Annotated in this window: 14 protein-coding genes and 1 pseudogene; 5 read left to right on the plus strand and 10 right to left on the minus strand. The window is 62.1% G+C overall.

The window, feature by feature from the left end:
• The 4 genes and pseudogenes from AC3WWH_RS34320 to AC3WWH_RS34335 all read left to right on the plus strand — a co-directional run.
• Positions 1-85 (plus strand): annotated as a pseudogene (locus tag AC3WWH_RS34320) (hydrolase); the annotation flags it as partial.
• A 197-nt stretch (positions 86-282) separates the two neighbouring features.
• Entirely contained in the window at positions 283-957 is a 675-nt protein-coding gene (locus tag AC3WWH_RS34325) for a DUF1275 family protein (protein ID WP_492377600.1), read from the plus strand.
• Between the two features lie 56 nt (positions 958-1,013).
• Positions 1,014-2,180, plus strand: a complete 1,167-nt coding sequence (locus AC3WWH_RS34330; RefSeq protein WP_058325216.1) for a low temperature requirement protein A — start codon at positions 1,014-1,016, stop codon at positions 2,178-2,180.
• Positions 2,181-2,229: 49 nt separating this feature from the next.
• Positions 2,230-3,483, plus strand: a complete 1,254-nt coding sequence (locus AC3WWH_RS34335; protein ID WP_058325215.1) for a patatin-like phospholipase family protein — start codon at positions 2,230-2,232, stop codon at positions 3,481-3,483.
• A gap of 66 nt (positions 3,484-3,549) precedes the next feature.
• On the opposite strand, the gene AC3WWH_RS34340 is transcribed toward AC3WWH_RS34335, so the two are convergent.
• The 10 genes from AC3WWH_RS34340 to AC3WWH_RS34385 form a co-directional block, all read right to left on the minus strand.
• The gene (locus tag AC3WWH_RS34340) at positions 3,550-5,835 is read right to left on the minus strand and encodes an NADP-dependent malic enzyme (RefSeq protein ID WP_492377601.1); all 2,286 of its coding nucleotides are present in this window, start codon (positions 5,833-5,835) and stop codon (positions 3,550-3,552) included.
• A gap of 116 nt (positions 5,836-5,951) precedes the next feature.
• Positions 5,952-6,626 carry a 3-oxoacid CoA-transferase subunit B gene (locus AC3WWH_RS34345; RefSeq protein ID WP_057252202.1) on the minus strand — a complete coding sequence of 225 codons (675 nt, stop codon included), beginning with the start codon at positions 6,624-6,626 and terminating at the stop codon, positions 5,952-5,954.
• Between the two features lie 12 nt (positions 6,627-6,638).
• Entirely contained in the window at positions 6,639-7,334 is a 696-nt protein-coding gene (locus tag AC3WWH_RS34350; RefSeq protein ID WP_082641245.1) for a CoA transferase subunit A, read from the minus strand.
• A gap of 46 nt (positions 7,335-7,380) precedes the next feature.
• Entirely contained in the window at positions 7,381-7,908 is a 528-nt protein-coding gene (locus AC3WWH_RS34355; protein WP_058325212.1) for a gamma carbonic anhydrase family protein, read from the minus strand.
• Between the two features lie 64 nt (positions 7,909-7,972).
• Complete coding sequence (locus tag AC3WWH_RS34360; RefSeq protein WP_492377602.1) at positions 7,973-9,322, minus strand: dicarboxylate/amino acid:cation symporter; 1,350 nt, start codon at positions 9,320-9,322, stop codon at positions 7,973-7,975.
• A gap of 93 nt (positions 9,323-9,415) precedes the next feature.
• Positions 9,416-9,754 carry a cupin domain-containing protein gene (locus tag AC3WWH_RS34365; RefSeq protein ID WP_492377603.1) on the minus strand — a complete coding sequence of 113 codons (339 nt, stop codon included), beginning with the start codon at positions 9,752-9,754 and terminating at the stop codon, positions 9,416-9,418.
• Between the two features lie 10 nt (positions 9,755-9,764).
• Positions 9,765-10,790, minus strand: coding sequence for a quinone oxidoreductase family protein (locus AC3WWH_RS34370; protein WP_492377604.1), 1,026 nt, complete (start codon positions 10,788-10,790; stop codon positions 9,765-9,767).
• A 12-nt stretch (positions 10,791-10,802) separates the two neighbouring features.
• Entirely contained in the window at positions 10,803-11,699 is an 897-nt protein-coding gene (locus tag AC3WWH_RS34375; protein WP_492377605.1) for a beta-keto acid cleavage family enzyme, read from the minus strand.
• Between the two features lie 123 nt (positions 11,700-11,822).
• Entirely contained in the window at positions 11,823-12,608 is a 786-nt protein-coding gene (locus tag AC3WWH_RS34380; RefSeq protein WP_058325218.1) for an SDR family NAD(P)-dependent oxidoreductase, read from the minus strand.
• A 28-nt stretch (positions 12,609-12,636) separates the two neighbouring features.
• Entirely contained in the window at positions 12,637-13,560 is a 924-nt protein-coding gene (locus tag AC3WWH_RS34385) for a dioxygenase family protein (RefSeq protein ID WP_058325208.1), read from the minus strand.
• Positions 13,561-13,975: 415 nt separating this feature from the next.
• On the opposite strand from AC3WWH_RS34385, the gene AC3WWH_RS34390 reads away from it, so the two are divergent.
• Complete coding sequence (locus tag AC3WWH_RS34390) at positions 13,976-14,602, plus strand: hydrolase (RefSeq protein ID WP_058325207.1); 627 nt, start codon at positions 13,976-13,978, stop codon at positions 14,600-14,602.
• Positions 14,603-14,847: the final 245 nt, after the last annotated feature.

The raw sequence follows: 14,847 nt of genomic DNA on the forward strand, positions 1-14,847 counted from the left end.
CATCGATTACGCCGTCACCATGGTTCACAAGGGTGACGAACGCGTCCGCCACGGCAAGACGATCGGCCCCAACCCGGTGAAGTGAGCATCACTGGGTCCCCTGGTTTGTCGCGCAGACGGACCAGGGACCCGCATCGTCCTGTCAAGACTCGTTTTCATCGGCGCACCGCGGGATCAGAGCTCGCTTCACGCCATGCCAGGTGACACCAGCGTCGACGGTTTCGTTATCGCTGCAATCGAGAATGTCGCCATGGCTCAAGCAATAGGGGGTAGCGGCATACGATGCTGAACATACTTCGCGGGAAAAGCAATTCACTGGCACTGGCGTTCATTTCCGGGTTCGCTGACGCACTCTTCTTCATTCACTTGGGCGGCCTTTTCGTCGGGCTGGTTACGGGCAATGTCGTGCTCCTCGGACTGGGACTGGTCGGTCACGAAAAAGGCGGCTTGCGCGATCTACAGATCATGACCTTCCCGCTCTTCATGGTGGGCGCGGGCCTGGCCGCCATCCTCGTCGCCTGGATCAAGCCTCTCGAGCGCGCGACATTCTGGACGCTCATCATCGCCGCGGCCGCGTTTGCAACGGCCGCCCTTCTTGCGATCTTCGATGCCGGGCCAGTATCCGCATGCGCCCTTCTCGCCATCGTCGCGATGGGGATGCTGACGGCGATCGAGCGTCTCGACCCAAGGCTCGGCCCACCGTTTTCACTCATGACGGGCAACATTGCCGGCCTCGCAGTCGCTGCTGCCCGTCGCGTCATCGGCTACACCGAGAAGCCGGGAGAGTGGGGGCAGTCGCTGACGTCGATCATTCTGGTGTTCGGCTTTGTGATGGGGTGTGCTGGCGGCGCGTTTGCGCAAGTCACAGTGGGCGTTGCGGGAATGCTCTTCCCGGCTCTCTTGCTGCTCCTGGTCGGCCTTTTCTATTCACCGCAAGACACGAAGAAGCCGGGCTGAACGATGGCCGCCGTCGTTTTGCCGCCTCCAAGCGTGATATCGAAGGGAGGCCAGCCTTGTCCGCGATAGCCGCTTTCAGCCTGCCCCCGCGCGATCGCGACGAGGTCAACCGCAGCGCAACCTCACTCGAACTGATGTTCGATCTTGCCACCGTCGTGGCGGTGGCCGCCGCCGCCCATGGACTGGCGCACGACATCGAAACCGGCGAATTCGGGCCCGGCGTCGTCCGGTTTGCGTGCAGCTTTTTCATGGCCTGGCTGGCCTGGGCGAACTACACATGGTTCGCCTCGGGATATGACAACAAGTCGGCCGCCTTCCGTGTGGTGACGATGGTCATCATGTTCGGATCGCTTACCCTTGCCGGAGGGATCCGAAGCGGCCTCGGCGATGAACCGCATTGGCTCGTCCTCATCGGTTTCAGCATCATGCGACTGGGCATGATCGCCCTTTGGCTCGGCGCGGCGAACGGGGATCGGCATGCCCGCCCGGCGGCCCTGCGCTACGCGGCCGGGATCGGCGGCATGCAGGTCTACTGGAACACCCTGATCATCACACTTTCCCCTGAAGCGCCGCTTTACTTTCCGCTCTTTGCGCTCGGCGCCGCTGGCGAGCTGGCCGTACCGCTGCTGGCCGAGCGCGGCACCGCCAGCAACTGGCATCACGGTCACATCATCGATCGCTACAACTCGTTCAATATCATCGTCCTTGGCGAATGTTTTGCCGCCATCGCCTTGATTATCTCGGATCCCGCGACGCCGGAACTGAGGCATTTCTGGTGGGCGGCCCTGTGCTCCATCATCGCGTTTTCGATGTGGGGACTATACTTTGACCGCAACGAACAGCTGCTTAGCCGCAAACTTGGCACCGTTCTGACCTGGGCCTACGGACATTGTCTGCTTTTTGCCGCGGGAGCGGCGACGGCCGCCGGCTTTGCGGTGTTTCTTAGCGTCGCCCGCGACGGGACTGTTTCGCTACAGCTTGCCGCGCTCGCCTTTTGCATACCGATCGCGATGTACCTGACCGCCCTCTGGCTGGTTCGCGACCGGGCGTCCAAACATGGCTCGATGCACTGGCTTCTCTTGATCATGGCGGCGCTCGTGCTCGCAAGCGGCACGTTCGCCTCCCATGCTTTGGAATTGATCGCAGTGTTGCTGGCGATCACCGTAACGATACGCCGCCGACTATATCCGGCAAGCCCGCGTGAAGGCGGCGAACGCGACTGAAATCGGCGCAAGCAAAGGATGGAGTAAAAGGATGGGGGATCGGAGGGCGATGTCGTTGTCAGCGACCATTTTTACGCGCATTCAGGGTTTTCGATCCTCAATCATGCCGCTCCTTTTTGCATCCGGTCTACTGACGGCATGTGTCGCCGGGCCTGAGCGTATCTCGGTTCCGGCAGAACAGGCTTCGGCTGTGCAAATCGAACAGGTGGACCTTGCCCGCTTCTGGGGAGACGAGGTCACGCCCACTCTACGTTCGCTCATTGCGCAACAGTACACGCAGACACGCGATGCGACTCGCTCAGGGCGTCGCCCGTCCACCGCCGTCAATCATGTCGACTTTCTTGCCATTTCGGGCGGAGGCGCCGACGGCGCTTTTTCCGCCGGATACCTGACGGGCTGGAGCGAGAGGGGCAATCGACCGCAATTCGAGGTCGTGACTGGCGTCAGCACAGGCGCCTTGGCGGCTCCCTTTGCCTTCCTTGGGCCGTCCCACGACCGGGAATTGCGTGAAGTCTTCACGCAGTATGGTGACCGCGATATCTATAGAAATCTGGGCCTGTTCGGCGTGATGGGCCGTGGTCTCTACGATAATGGGCCGTTGCGGCAATTGATCGGTCGCTATCTCACCGAAGAAATGGTCGCAGAAATTGCGGCGCAGTACCGCATCGGCCGGCGTTTGCTGGTCCAAACCACCAACATTGATGCCCAGCGTCCTGTTGTCTGGGACCTGTCCGCGATCGCGGCCAGCGCGCGCGCCGATCGTCGAGAGCACATGATCGACATCCTGTTGGCGTCTGCGGCCATACCTGCGGTGTTCCCACCGGTTCGGATCGATGTAAGGCTGGACGGTCAAGCCAGGCAGGAATTGCATGTCGACGGCGGGACGGTGGCGCAGATCTTCTTCGCCCCTCCCAATATAGAGCTCTCCGGATATGAGAGGCGCTACTTTGGTCATGCCCGCTCGCGAACACTCTATCTCATCCGCAACGGGCGATTGACGCCCGAGTACGCAACGACAGAAGAAACAGCGCTCGGTATCGCCCGTCGTTCTATCGAAACGTTGATCAAGTATCAGGCGATTTCCGATCTGATGCGCCTGCAGATTCAGACGACGGCCGCCCGCGGTCAGCTTTATTACGCATCGATCCCGGATCAGTTCACACTGAGCCCGAAAAGCGAATTTGATCGAAACTACATGCAACAGCTCTTTGCCGCCGGTCACGACGAAGGCCGTCTTGGGCGGTGGCGCAAGCAGCCCCCGCTTACGCCGGTGCAGGCGGCCGAGCAGCGCAATCCTGGCTGACGTTCGTCAAAGCCTGCAGCCAGATCGCGGGCTGCAGCGCTCCTGGCTGCAGCCGCCGACATCTGCTCAGCTGCCGTCGGTTCCAAAGGCGGCGATCGCCGCCAAATTGACGATGTCGGAATCGCGCGCATTGAGCGGTACGATCTGCACCGATCTGTCGAGGCCGACGAGAAGCGGACCCACGACGGTCGACCCGCCGAGTTCCTGCAAGATCTTTGTCGAAATCGAAGCTGAGTGCAGGGCTGGCATGACCAGGACATTGGCCGGACCTGACAATCGGCAGAATGGATATTGCTGCTGCATCAGGTGATGATCGAGCGCAACATCGGCTGCCATTTCGCCATCATACTCGAAGTCCACCTTGCGCATGTCGAGGATCCGCACGGCCTCTTGCACGCGTTCGGAACGCTCGCTCTGCGGCTGGCCGAAGGTCGCGTTGGCGAGCATCGCGACACGCGGTTCGTAACCCATGCGCCGCGCGAAACCAGCCGCGCCCTCCGCAATGTCGGCCAACTGCTCGGCATTGGGCAAGTCATGGATGGAGGTGTCCGCCACGATAACGCTGCGCCCGCGGCTCAGGGCGATCGAGACGCCGATAACGCGTTGACCCGGGCGCGGATCGATCACCCGCCCGATATCCTCCAAAGCGGATGAGTAGTGGCGCGTCAGGCCGGTGACCATGGCGTCGGCGTCGCCAAGCGCCAGCATACTGGCCGCAAAGTGGTTGCGATCATTGTTGATGAGGCGTTGGCAATCGCGAAGCAGGAAGCCTTTGCGCTGTAGCCGCGCGTAGAGATGCTGGGCGTAGCTCCCGCTGCGAGGCGAGAGCCTCGCATTGGTGATCTCGATGGCGTTGCTGGTAATATCGAGACCGGCGTTGTTCGCTGTTTCACGGATGCGATCCTCACGACCCACGAGGATCGCCGTTCCGAGCTCCTGATTAACGAATGCGATTGCCGCGCGTACGACACGCTCCTCCTCGCCTTCCGCAAAGACGACACGCTTCGGCTGAAGGCGCACGCGGTCGTAGATGCGCTGAAGGGTCGAAGCGATCGGATCGCGGCGGGCGGACAACTCCTGAGCGTATTTTTGCAGATCGTCGATGTTGCGACGTGCGACGCCGGTCTCCATCGCAGCCTTCGCGACGGAGAGCGGAATTTCTGAAATGAGACGCGGGTCGAACGGTACCGGAATGATGTAATTGGGGCCGAACTTCGGCCGGTTGCCCTGGTAGGCAGCAGCGACTTCGTCGGGCACGTCCTTGCGGGCGAGTTCGGCCAGCGCCTGCGCGGCCGCCACTTTCATGGCCTCATTGATGGTCGTCGCCCTGACATCCAGCGCACCGCGGAAGATATAGGGAAAGCCCAAGACATTGTTGACCTGGTTCGGATAGTCCGACCGGCCCGTGGCCATGATGGCATCGTCGCGGATTTCTGCGACTTCCTCCGGCGCGATCTCGGGATCCGGATTTGCCATGGCGAAGATGATCGGGTTTTTCGCCATCGACTGCACCATGGCCGGCGTCAGCGCTCCCTTGGCAGAAAGACCGAAGAATACGTCGGCGCCGTCGATCGCTTCGGCCAGCGTGCGCAACTTCGTATTCACCGCATGTGCGGATTTCCACTGGTTCATGCCTTCGGCGCGACCTTCATAAACGACGCCCTTGGTATCGCACAGAATGACGTTTTCCGACGGAAACCCGAGGGACTTGATGAGTTCGACGCAGGCGATCGCCGCCGAACCTGCCCCATTGCAGACAAGACGCGTGGTCTTCATGTCGCGCCCGGTGATGTGCAGCGCATTGATCAGCCCTGCGGTCGCGATGATGGCGGTGCCATGCTGATCGTCATGGAAGACCGGGATATCCATTATCTCGCGCAGGCGCTGCTCGATGATGAAACAGTCCGGCGCCTTGATATCCTCGAGATTGATGCCGCCGAAGGAAGGACCGAGGAAGCGCACACAATTGATGAATTGCTCAGGGTCCGGCGTATCGACCTCGAGGTCAATCGAGTCGATGTCCGCGAACCGCTTGAACAGGACCGATTTGCCCTCCATCACAGGCTTCGATGCGAGCGCCCCGAGGTTTCCGAGGCCGAGAATGGCCGTACCGTTGGAAATCACGGCCACCATGTTGCCGCGCGTCGTGTAGTCGAAGGCGCGTGATGGGTCTTGTGCTATCGCCTTGACGGGCTCGGCGACGCCGGGCGAATAGGCCAATGAAAGGTCCCGCTGCGTCGCCATCGGTTTGGTCGGCGTGATCTCGAATTTGCCGGGACGCCCCATCGCATGAAACTCAAGCGCCTCGGCGGCGGTCACCGAGGCTGCGGAGTGGATTCTTTTCGACGACATCAGTTCGTTCCCTTCGCCAATATGAATACGATCGGCAGCGACTGCCGCTAACGACGCTTGAAGTTGGAAAACCGCGGCAGCAGTCGCGGTTGCACACCGGCAAGTTCAAGCGCGGGTCAGGCGCTCACGGCGAGCCGCGATGAAACGACGATCTCAGTGCCGGTGGTGGCTCTGACGTCTTCGATCGTCACGGCATCGGCAAGTTCAAGAACCTCGAATGCAGCGGCATCGCCGCGCAGCGGCTTGAAGACGCCGAGGTCCGTGATGACGAGACCGACGACGCCCTTGCCCGTCAGGGGCAGCGAACAATGCGGAACCAGCTTTGGTTGAATGGAGCCCGTCTTGTCCTTTGCGACATGCTCCATAACCACCACGACGCGCTTGACGCCGGCCACCAGGTCCATCGCCCCACCCATGCCCTTGACCATCTTGCCCGGGATCATCCAGTTGGCGAGATCGCCATTGGCCGCCACCTCCATGGCGCCGAGGATCGAGATGTCGATATGCCCGCCGCGGATCATGGCGAAGCTGTCGGCAGACGAGAAGAAGCTGGTCGTCGGCAGCGCGGTGATGGTCTGCTTGCCGGCGTTGATCAGGTCACCGTCCTCATCGCCCTCGAAGGGGAACGGCCCCATGCCGAGCATTCCGTTCTCGGATTGCAGTTGCACGCTGATGCCGGGTGCAATGTGATTGGCGACCAGCGTGGGAATGCCGATGCCGAGATTGACGTAGAAACCGTCCTGCAGTTCTTTGGCGGCGCGCGCCGCCATCTGATCGCGAGTCCATGCCATCGGTCAGTCCTCCTAAGCCGCGGTCCGCGGTCTGGTCGTGCGTTGTTCGATGCGTTTTTCGGGATTGGCGACATGCACGACGCGGTCGACATAGATGCCGGGGGTATGGATCCCGTCGGGGTTCAGGTCGCCAGCCGCCACAAGTTGCTCGACCTCAGCGACCGTGAAGTCTGCCGCGGTGGCCATCATCGGGTTGAAGTTGCGGGCAGTGTAGCGATAGATCAGGTTCCCTTCACTATCGCCCTGCCAGGCATGCACGATGGCGAGATCACCGCGCAGCCCCTTTTCCATGACATAGGTCTCGCCGCCGAATTCGCGGGTCTCCTTGCCGTCTGCGACGATAGTGCCGACCCCGGTGCGCGTGTAGAAGGCCGGGATGCCGGCCCCGCCGGCGCGGATGCGCTCCGCAAGCGTCCCCTGCGGGGTGAACTCCAGTTCGAGTTCGCCCGACAGGTACTGCTGTGCAAAGGTCTTGTTCTCGCCGACATAGGACGAGACCATCTTGCGGATCTGGCGCGAGTCGAGGAGGACGCCGAGACCGATCCCGTCGACGCCGGCATTGTTGGAAATCACGGTCAGGCCGGTCACGCCGGATTCGCGGATCGCCAGGATCAGGGCTTCCGGGATGCCGCTCAGGCCGAAGCCACCCGAGAGGATCGTCATGCCGTTCTTGAGGCGACTGGCCAAGGCCTCGGTCGCGCTGCTCATTACCTTCTTCACGGATGTACTCCCTTGTCGATGCGCGGCGCTGCCGCTAGCCGTTTGAAGCGAGATGGTCGCGATACCGGATCGCGTTGCGGACGTAGCGCCCAGCGGATGCCTTGAGACGTTCGGATTCCTCGGCCGAAAGCGACTTCACCAGCTTTGCCGGCGAGCCGAGGATCATCGAGCCGGGCGGGAACGACTTGCCTTCCGTGACCATGGCGCCCGCCCCGACGAGCGAGCCTTCCCCGATCTCAGCGCCATTCATGACGATCGCCCCCATGCCGATGAGCGAGCCGTTTCCGATCGTGCAGCCATGCAGGATGACGCCATGGCCGATGGTGCAGTCCTCGCCGATCACCAGGGGAAAACCCGGATCGGTATGGAGGATCGCGCCGTCCTGCACATTGCTGCGGGCGCCGACGTCGATCAGTTCGTTGTCGCCGCGCAGGACCGCGCCGAACCACACACTGGCGTCCTTTCGGATGCGTATCCTGCCGATGACCTGAGCATCCGGCGCGATCCATCCGAAGTCTTCATCCAGCACCGGCTTGCGGTCTTCGAGATCGTAGAGGGCCATTTCACACTCCCATGGTAACTGTGGCCCAGTGCGCGGGGCTGCCGTCGCCGCGGCCCCACCGCCGTCAGATCTTCGAGGCGAGTTCCGGGGTCGCAATGACATCCAGGTCGTCGACGGCCTCGGTATCGGCGAGCGGGCTGCCGGCAAGCGCCGCCTCGAGACGGGCCTCATCGAGTTCGCCCTCCCACTTCGCCATGACGATCGCCGCAACGCCATTGCCGATCATGTTGACGAGGGCGCGTGCCTCGCTCATGAAGCGATCGATGCCGAGGATGAGCGCCATGCCGGCCACCGGGATTGCCGGCACCACCGAAAGCGTGCCGACAAGGGCGATGAAGGAGGCGCCGGTGACGCCCGATGCACCCTTGGAGGTGAGCATGGCGACCCCGAAGATTGCCAACTGCTGACTGAGCGAAAGGTCCGTATTGGTCGCCTGAGCGACAAACAGGGCTGCGAGCGTCATGTAGATGGACGACCCGTCGGTGTTGAATACGTAACCGGTCGGCACGACCAGACCGACGACGGGTTTGGCCACACCGGCATTCGTCAACTTTTCCATGAGGCTCGGCAGCGCTGAGTCGGACGACGAGGTGCCGAGCACGATCAGGATCTCTTCCTTGATATAGGCCAGGAACTTGATGATGCTGAACCCGGTCCACCAGGCGATCAGACCGAGGACACCAAGCACGAAGATGATGCTGGTGAGATAGAAGGTGCCGATCAGGAAGGCTAGCGGTCCGAGCGACGACACGCCGTATTTGCCGATGGTGAAGGCCATGGCGCCGAACGCGCCGATGGGGGCGAGGCGCATGATCGCATTGATGGCACCGAACACGAGATGCGAACCGGCCTCGATGACATCGCGGATCGGCTTGGCGCGATCGCCGAGATGCGACAGGACATAGCCGAACAGAACCGAGATCAGCACGACGGGCAGGATATCGCCCTGCGCGAAAGCGTCGACCACGGTCTTCGGCACGATGTTCATGAGGAATTCGGTGACGGATTGCTCCGCCGCCTTGCCGGCATAGACATTGACGGCGTCGGCATCGAGGGTGGCGGGGTCGGCGTTGAAGCCGGCGCCGGGCGTGAACACGTTACCGATCACCATGCCGATGGCGAGCGCCAGAGTCGAGACGACCTCGAAATAGAGAAGGGCCTTGCCGCCGACGCGGCCGACCTTCTTCAGGTCGTTCATGCCCGCAATGCCCGAGACCACGGTACAGAAGATGACGAGCGCGATCACCATCTTAATCAATTTGATGAAGGTGTCCCCAAGGGGCTTCATCTCGATGGCCGTTTCGGGCCAGAAATGACCAAAGACGATCGCGATCGCGATGCCGATCAGAACCTGTATGTAGAGTATCTGATACCAAGGCTTGCGCGGCTTTGGCGTGGTGGAAGCATGCGTCATGAAAGGTCCTCCCTTCGGAACGAGCAGGATTGCCGCGACGGGCAACCCGTCACGTGAACTGGCATCGAATTTTCGAGATAGCGGCCGCTTGCCTTACGGCGGCTGGGTCGTCGGCATCACCAAGAGGATCATTGCCGGCCGGTCCGTCGCATTAGAGAGCTTCCGGCTTTCCGCCGGTGCAATGCGGCAGGAATCCCATGGCTCCAAAACGACCTCCTCGTTGCCGTTCGAAACCGTGACCTTGCCGTCGAGAACGACGTAGAGTTTTTCGACGGGCGAACTGCTAAGGGTCGTGCCGCCGCCGGGCTCCAACGTCGACACTCCGAGCCAGGCCGTATCGGACGGCCCGGCCTCGAGACCCTGCAGGCGAACCATCCTCATCTTGTCGTGGCCCGGCGCCCGGTAGGACGGAGCGTCCGTGAACTTGACCACGTGCACGGCCTCACGCTCCCGGAACGAGCACGATGCGGTCGCGCGAGGACGCCATGACGGCCTGATAGGCTTCGTGGGCGTTCTCGAACGAATAGATCGCGGTTTCTACAATGGGAAACGGCTTGAGCTTGCCGGCGGCAAAGCCCGGCGCCATTTGTTTGAGGATCGCGCCCGTCTCGACCGAGTTCAGCGAAATCGTGTCGATGCCGACATAGGTGTGCTGCCCCTTGTAGAAGGCAAGCAAGTCAAAGTTGACGAAACGGTCGATCGCCGAGATGAAGATCGCCCGGCCCCGCACCGCAAGCGACTTCTGGCCGATCTCGTAGAACGGGTCGCCGACCGTGTTGTAGACGATATCGGCGCCCTTTCCGTCGGTCAGTTCGCGAACTCGCGCCGGCACATCCGTCTTGTCGGCGGCAATGACCTCGATCGGCGCATTGGCGTGCCCCTGATAGGCCTCGTCCCGGCGCACGACGCCGATGACGCGCGCCCCTCGCCAGGTTACGATCTGGGCCGCCGCCTGCCCGACCTTGCCGTTGAGGCCGAGAATGAGCACGGTCTCGCCGGCTGCGGGCAATCCGGCCCGTTGCAGACCCTGCCAGGCCGTGACGAAGGGCACGCCGATCCCTGCGGCCGCCTTGATGTCGATGCCGTCGGGAACTTCGACGACTGCGTCGGCCTCGACGATCATGTGGCTCGCCTGCGCACCGTCCAGCCGGATGCCGAGGTCACCGGACGAACCGAAGACTCGCTTTCCAATCAGCTCCTGGGGCCCCGCCACCACCTGGCCCGCGAAATCGCGGCCAGGCGTTCGCGGAAACACCGCATAGGGCATCAGGCCCGTTGCCGCCTTGGCATCGGAGGGATTGACGGCCGCCGCATGGATTTCGACGAGCACCTCGCCTGGCCGAAGAGACCGCAGCGGATGCGTCTCGATGGGGAGCTCGATCGCGTCGTAGCTCGGCGCCTTGGCATGGAGACGCAGGCCCCGCACCGTCGATGCCGCTTTAATGTTCAAATCTTCGTTGTTCATCATCAAGACCTCCTGTCACGCAGCTTCGCGCAAGCCGAGAATGCGGCGCGCTTCGGATGGATTGGCGATCTGGGCCCCCAGATCTTCGGCGATGCGGCGCGCTTTCTCGACGAGGGCCGCATTGGAGGGCGCAAGTACGCCGCGTTCGATATAGACGGCGTCTTCGAGCCCGACCCGGACATGGCCGCCGGCCAGATAGGACTGGGCGACCATCTGGAAGGCCGAGCGGCCGATGCCGATGGCGGTGAAGGCGGCGTCGGCCGGCAGCAGCCCGCGGGCATAGAGCACGGTCTCCGGCGACGGCTGGAAACCGTACTTCACGCCCATCACGAAGGAAGTCAGGAGCGGTCCCTTAAACGTGCCGTCGGCGATCAGGTCATGAAGCAGGGCGATATCGCCGGAATCGAACAGCTCGATCTCTGGCTTGACGCCGGCGTCAGCGATCACCTTCGCCATGCGGCGGATATTGGCCGGCGTGTTGATGACCACCTGTCCGCCCGAATTCATAGTGTTGAGATCGAGCGTGCAGATATCGGGTTTCAGCGCGACGATATGCTCGACGCGGCGCTCCGGCACCATCAGCGTCGTGCCCTCGCCCGCGATCTTCGGATCATGCTCTGACGGTACGAAGCGGCCGCCCGGCCCCGTTGTCAGGTTGATGATCAGCTCGGAATTCTTCGCACGGATGCGATCGAGCACCTCGCGGTAAAGATCGAGTTCCATCGACGGCCGCCCGGTCTTGGGATCGCGGACGTGGATATGGACGATAGCCGCCCCGGCATCTGCCGCTTCCAGCGCGGAATCGGCAATCTGCTTTGGCGTGATCGGCAAATGCGGCGTCTGCTCCGACTGGGTAATATTGCCGGTGATCGCGCAGGTGATGAACACTTTCGACAGCGGTGCGCGTGTCATGGTTTCCTCCCGTTTACCTGGCTAGAGCATCCCGCTCTCAAGTGGAATCACTCGAAGCGGAAAGATGCTCTAGAATCAAAGTGCTAGAGCGTCCTTTGTGCGTTCGTCTGAACGCACGGCGCTCTAGAGCGCCCGGCCGCCGTCGACTTGGATGATATGCCCGGTAGAGTAGCGGAGCATCGTGGCGCAGGCGGTGATCGCCGCGGCAATGTCTTCGGCGGTGCCGATGCGCTTCAGCGGCGTCGAGGCCTTGACCTTGTCGTTAAAGTCGGCGCCGCGGCCCGGAACAAATTCCGTATCGACGACGCCCGGCGAGACCGCCAGCACCCGGATTTCCGGCGCAAGCGCCCGCGCCAAAGCCTTGGTCATGACGTCGATGCCGGCCTTCGCCGCGCAATAGGCGATGGACGAACCGACAGCGGTGAAGGAGGCGATCGAGGAGATCGACACGACCAGTCCGTCGCCAGATGCCTTCAGCAGCGGCGCAAAGGTACGGATGGTCGCGAACTGGCCGCGCCAGTTGACTTGCAACATGAGGTCGATGAGTTCGTCGGTGAGCCCATCGAGGTCGGCATGCGGGACGGGCTTGGTGAAACCGGCGGCATTGACCAGGATGTCGAGGCGGCCGTGTTTCTGATCAAGCGTCGTGCGAAGCGCGATGAGTGAAGCCGTGTCGACGACATTCGCCACATAGGCGGCGTGAGGCGCGCCGAGTTCCTTGATCAACGCTTCGGCCGCCAGCGTATCACGCTCCGTGTCCATATGCGTGACGACGATCGTCGCTCCTGCCGCTTTGAGCATGCGGCTGGTTGCGGCGCCGATGGCGCCGGCGCCACCGACGACGAGTGCAACCTTGCCTTCGAGCGAACGGGGATAGGTTTCGCGTTTCAGCTGTTCTGTGTTCGACATGAGATACATCCGTTTTCTTATGTTGGGGTCAGCGGATCGGCGGAGCCGGAAGCTTGGCTTCGCCGCATTCCATCACGAATTCATAGGCAAGCCGGTACCATGGGCCGGTCACATCAGCAGCCGGCGGCGCGCCGGCGCCTTGCGTGAAATCGCCGATCAGGTGGCGGGTGACGCCGAACACCACATCGCTTTCCAGATGCTCGTCGTCATCGACGAATATCTGGGTGATGAGGGTTTTGTAGCCCGGCTTGAAGCAGAGGAAATGCAGGTGCGCCGGGCGGTAGGGATGGCGGAGTTGCGCGCGCAGCAACTCGCCCACCGGCCCGTCGGTCGGCACCGGATAGCCCGCGGGCTTCACCGAGCGGAAAGAAATGCGACCCTGCGCATCGGTCCGGAATTTGCCGCGCAGGTTCATGTTTGCCTGGTCCGGGTCCTGGTTCTCGTAAAGGCCGGCCGGAGACGCCTGCCAGACGTCGATCTCGACGCCTTCGATCGGCTTGCCGTCGGGATCGGTGATGCGGCATTCAGCGAAGAGGGCCGGGCCGGGCGTCTGCGAGCGGATGATCGAACCACCGTTTTCGGTCGACGGCGAATGCATCCGCCAGAAGGGCCCGAGCAACGCCGCGGCGGTTTCCGTCGCGCCGTTCTGGCCATTGTTCAGCAGGCAGACCAGGGTGGAAAAGCCGAGCGCATCGGAGAACAGCACGCCCTCATTGTGAGCGTCGTTGGTCGCCTGCCCTATCCGGTTGAGGAAATCGATCCCCTGCTCGAATTCATCCTCGCTGAGGCGAACTTCGCGGGCGAAGGCATGCAGATGCTTGACGAGCGATTCCATGATTTCCCTGAGGCGGACGTTGGTCGCTCGCGACATCGCGTCGAGCACCACTCCCGTCACCTCCGCCTGATTTTCGATAACGTGGGTGGGCCTAGCCTTCGTCTCTGCCGCGTCCATGGGATCTCTCCAGCTGTGCAATCGATTGCATGTTCTTTAGCGCAATCGATTGCACAATGTCAAGAGCATGAAGGAGTCCTTTTTTATCGGGGACTCAAACAGAGGTTTGCTTCCCGTGAAGACCCGGATTCGCATGCACGCGGCGCACGCCAAGGCCATCGCGGGGACAGCACTAGCCATATCGCCGGGGCAAGACGTGGCTCGCCCCAAAGACCACGCGCGAAGTGCGGGTTTGATCTTGCGCAGCGAAGCGGGAAGCGGCCATGCGCCTGATCGCGTGGGCGTGCGTCGACGAACGCGGTCACAGCCGAGCAAATCCAAGTGCTTTCGGCAAAATGCCGCCTTTGCGTTCAAGCCGCCGGCAAGCCGGACCGCTATCTTTTCCAGCTGTCAGCTATTCCCTGGAGTAAAAGAAATGACGCCCATTCCCCTTCTGACACCCGACGAGCCATTGCTCCTGATCGTCGACCAGCAGGCTGGACTCGCCTTCGGCGTGGGATCCGGCGATCGCCAGTTGCTGGTCGGAAACACAGTGGCTCTTGCCAAAACTGCGCGCGTCTTCAACCTGCCGATCGTCGTGTCGACCTCCGCATCCAAGGTCTATAGCGGCCCCCTGATGCCGATGATCAGGAGCGTCATCCCGGACGTTCCGGTGATCGAGCGGCGCAACATGAATGCCTGGGAGGACGACGGCGTTCGTGACGCGGTCGCCAAAACCGGCCGCCGCAAGCTCGTCGTCTCCGGTCTCTTGACCGAAGCATGCGTCTCCTTCCCCGTTCTTTCCGCGCTTGCTGATGGTTATGAGGTCTTCGTCGTAGCCGACACATGCGGCGGCATCACCGCGGAGAGCCACGCCCTTGCGCTGCGAAGGATGGAGAAGGCAGGCGCGACGATGACGTCCTGGCTGCAGTTTCTCCTCGAGCTTCAGCGGGACTGGACGCGCAAGGAGACCTACGATGGTGCCCGAGCGATCGTAGAAGCGCATGCGGGCGGATACGGGATCGGACTTGCCTATGCGCGTGACATGATTCACCCGGTTTGATCAGATGGGACGTTGCGCGGGTGCCTCTCTGGACTTGCCCCGGCATCCAAGGGCCAGGACCAGCGAGCAACCGCGACCCGCCAGCCCTGGCATCCGAGAGATCAATGGACGGAGTTCGGGGCTCACCAACCCAACCTTTGTTTCATTTTACGCAATTCAATCGAAAGCATTATTGCAATTCAGTAGCACAACCCGGTCGGCTACACCTGTTCTCACCAAACCAGTTCACCCCAGACCGGCCAAGA

It is taken from the genome of Ensifer sp. EB106-03-01-XG145 (assembly GCF_058792075.1).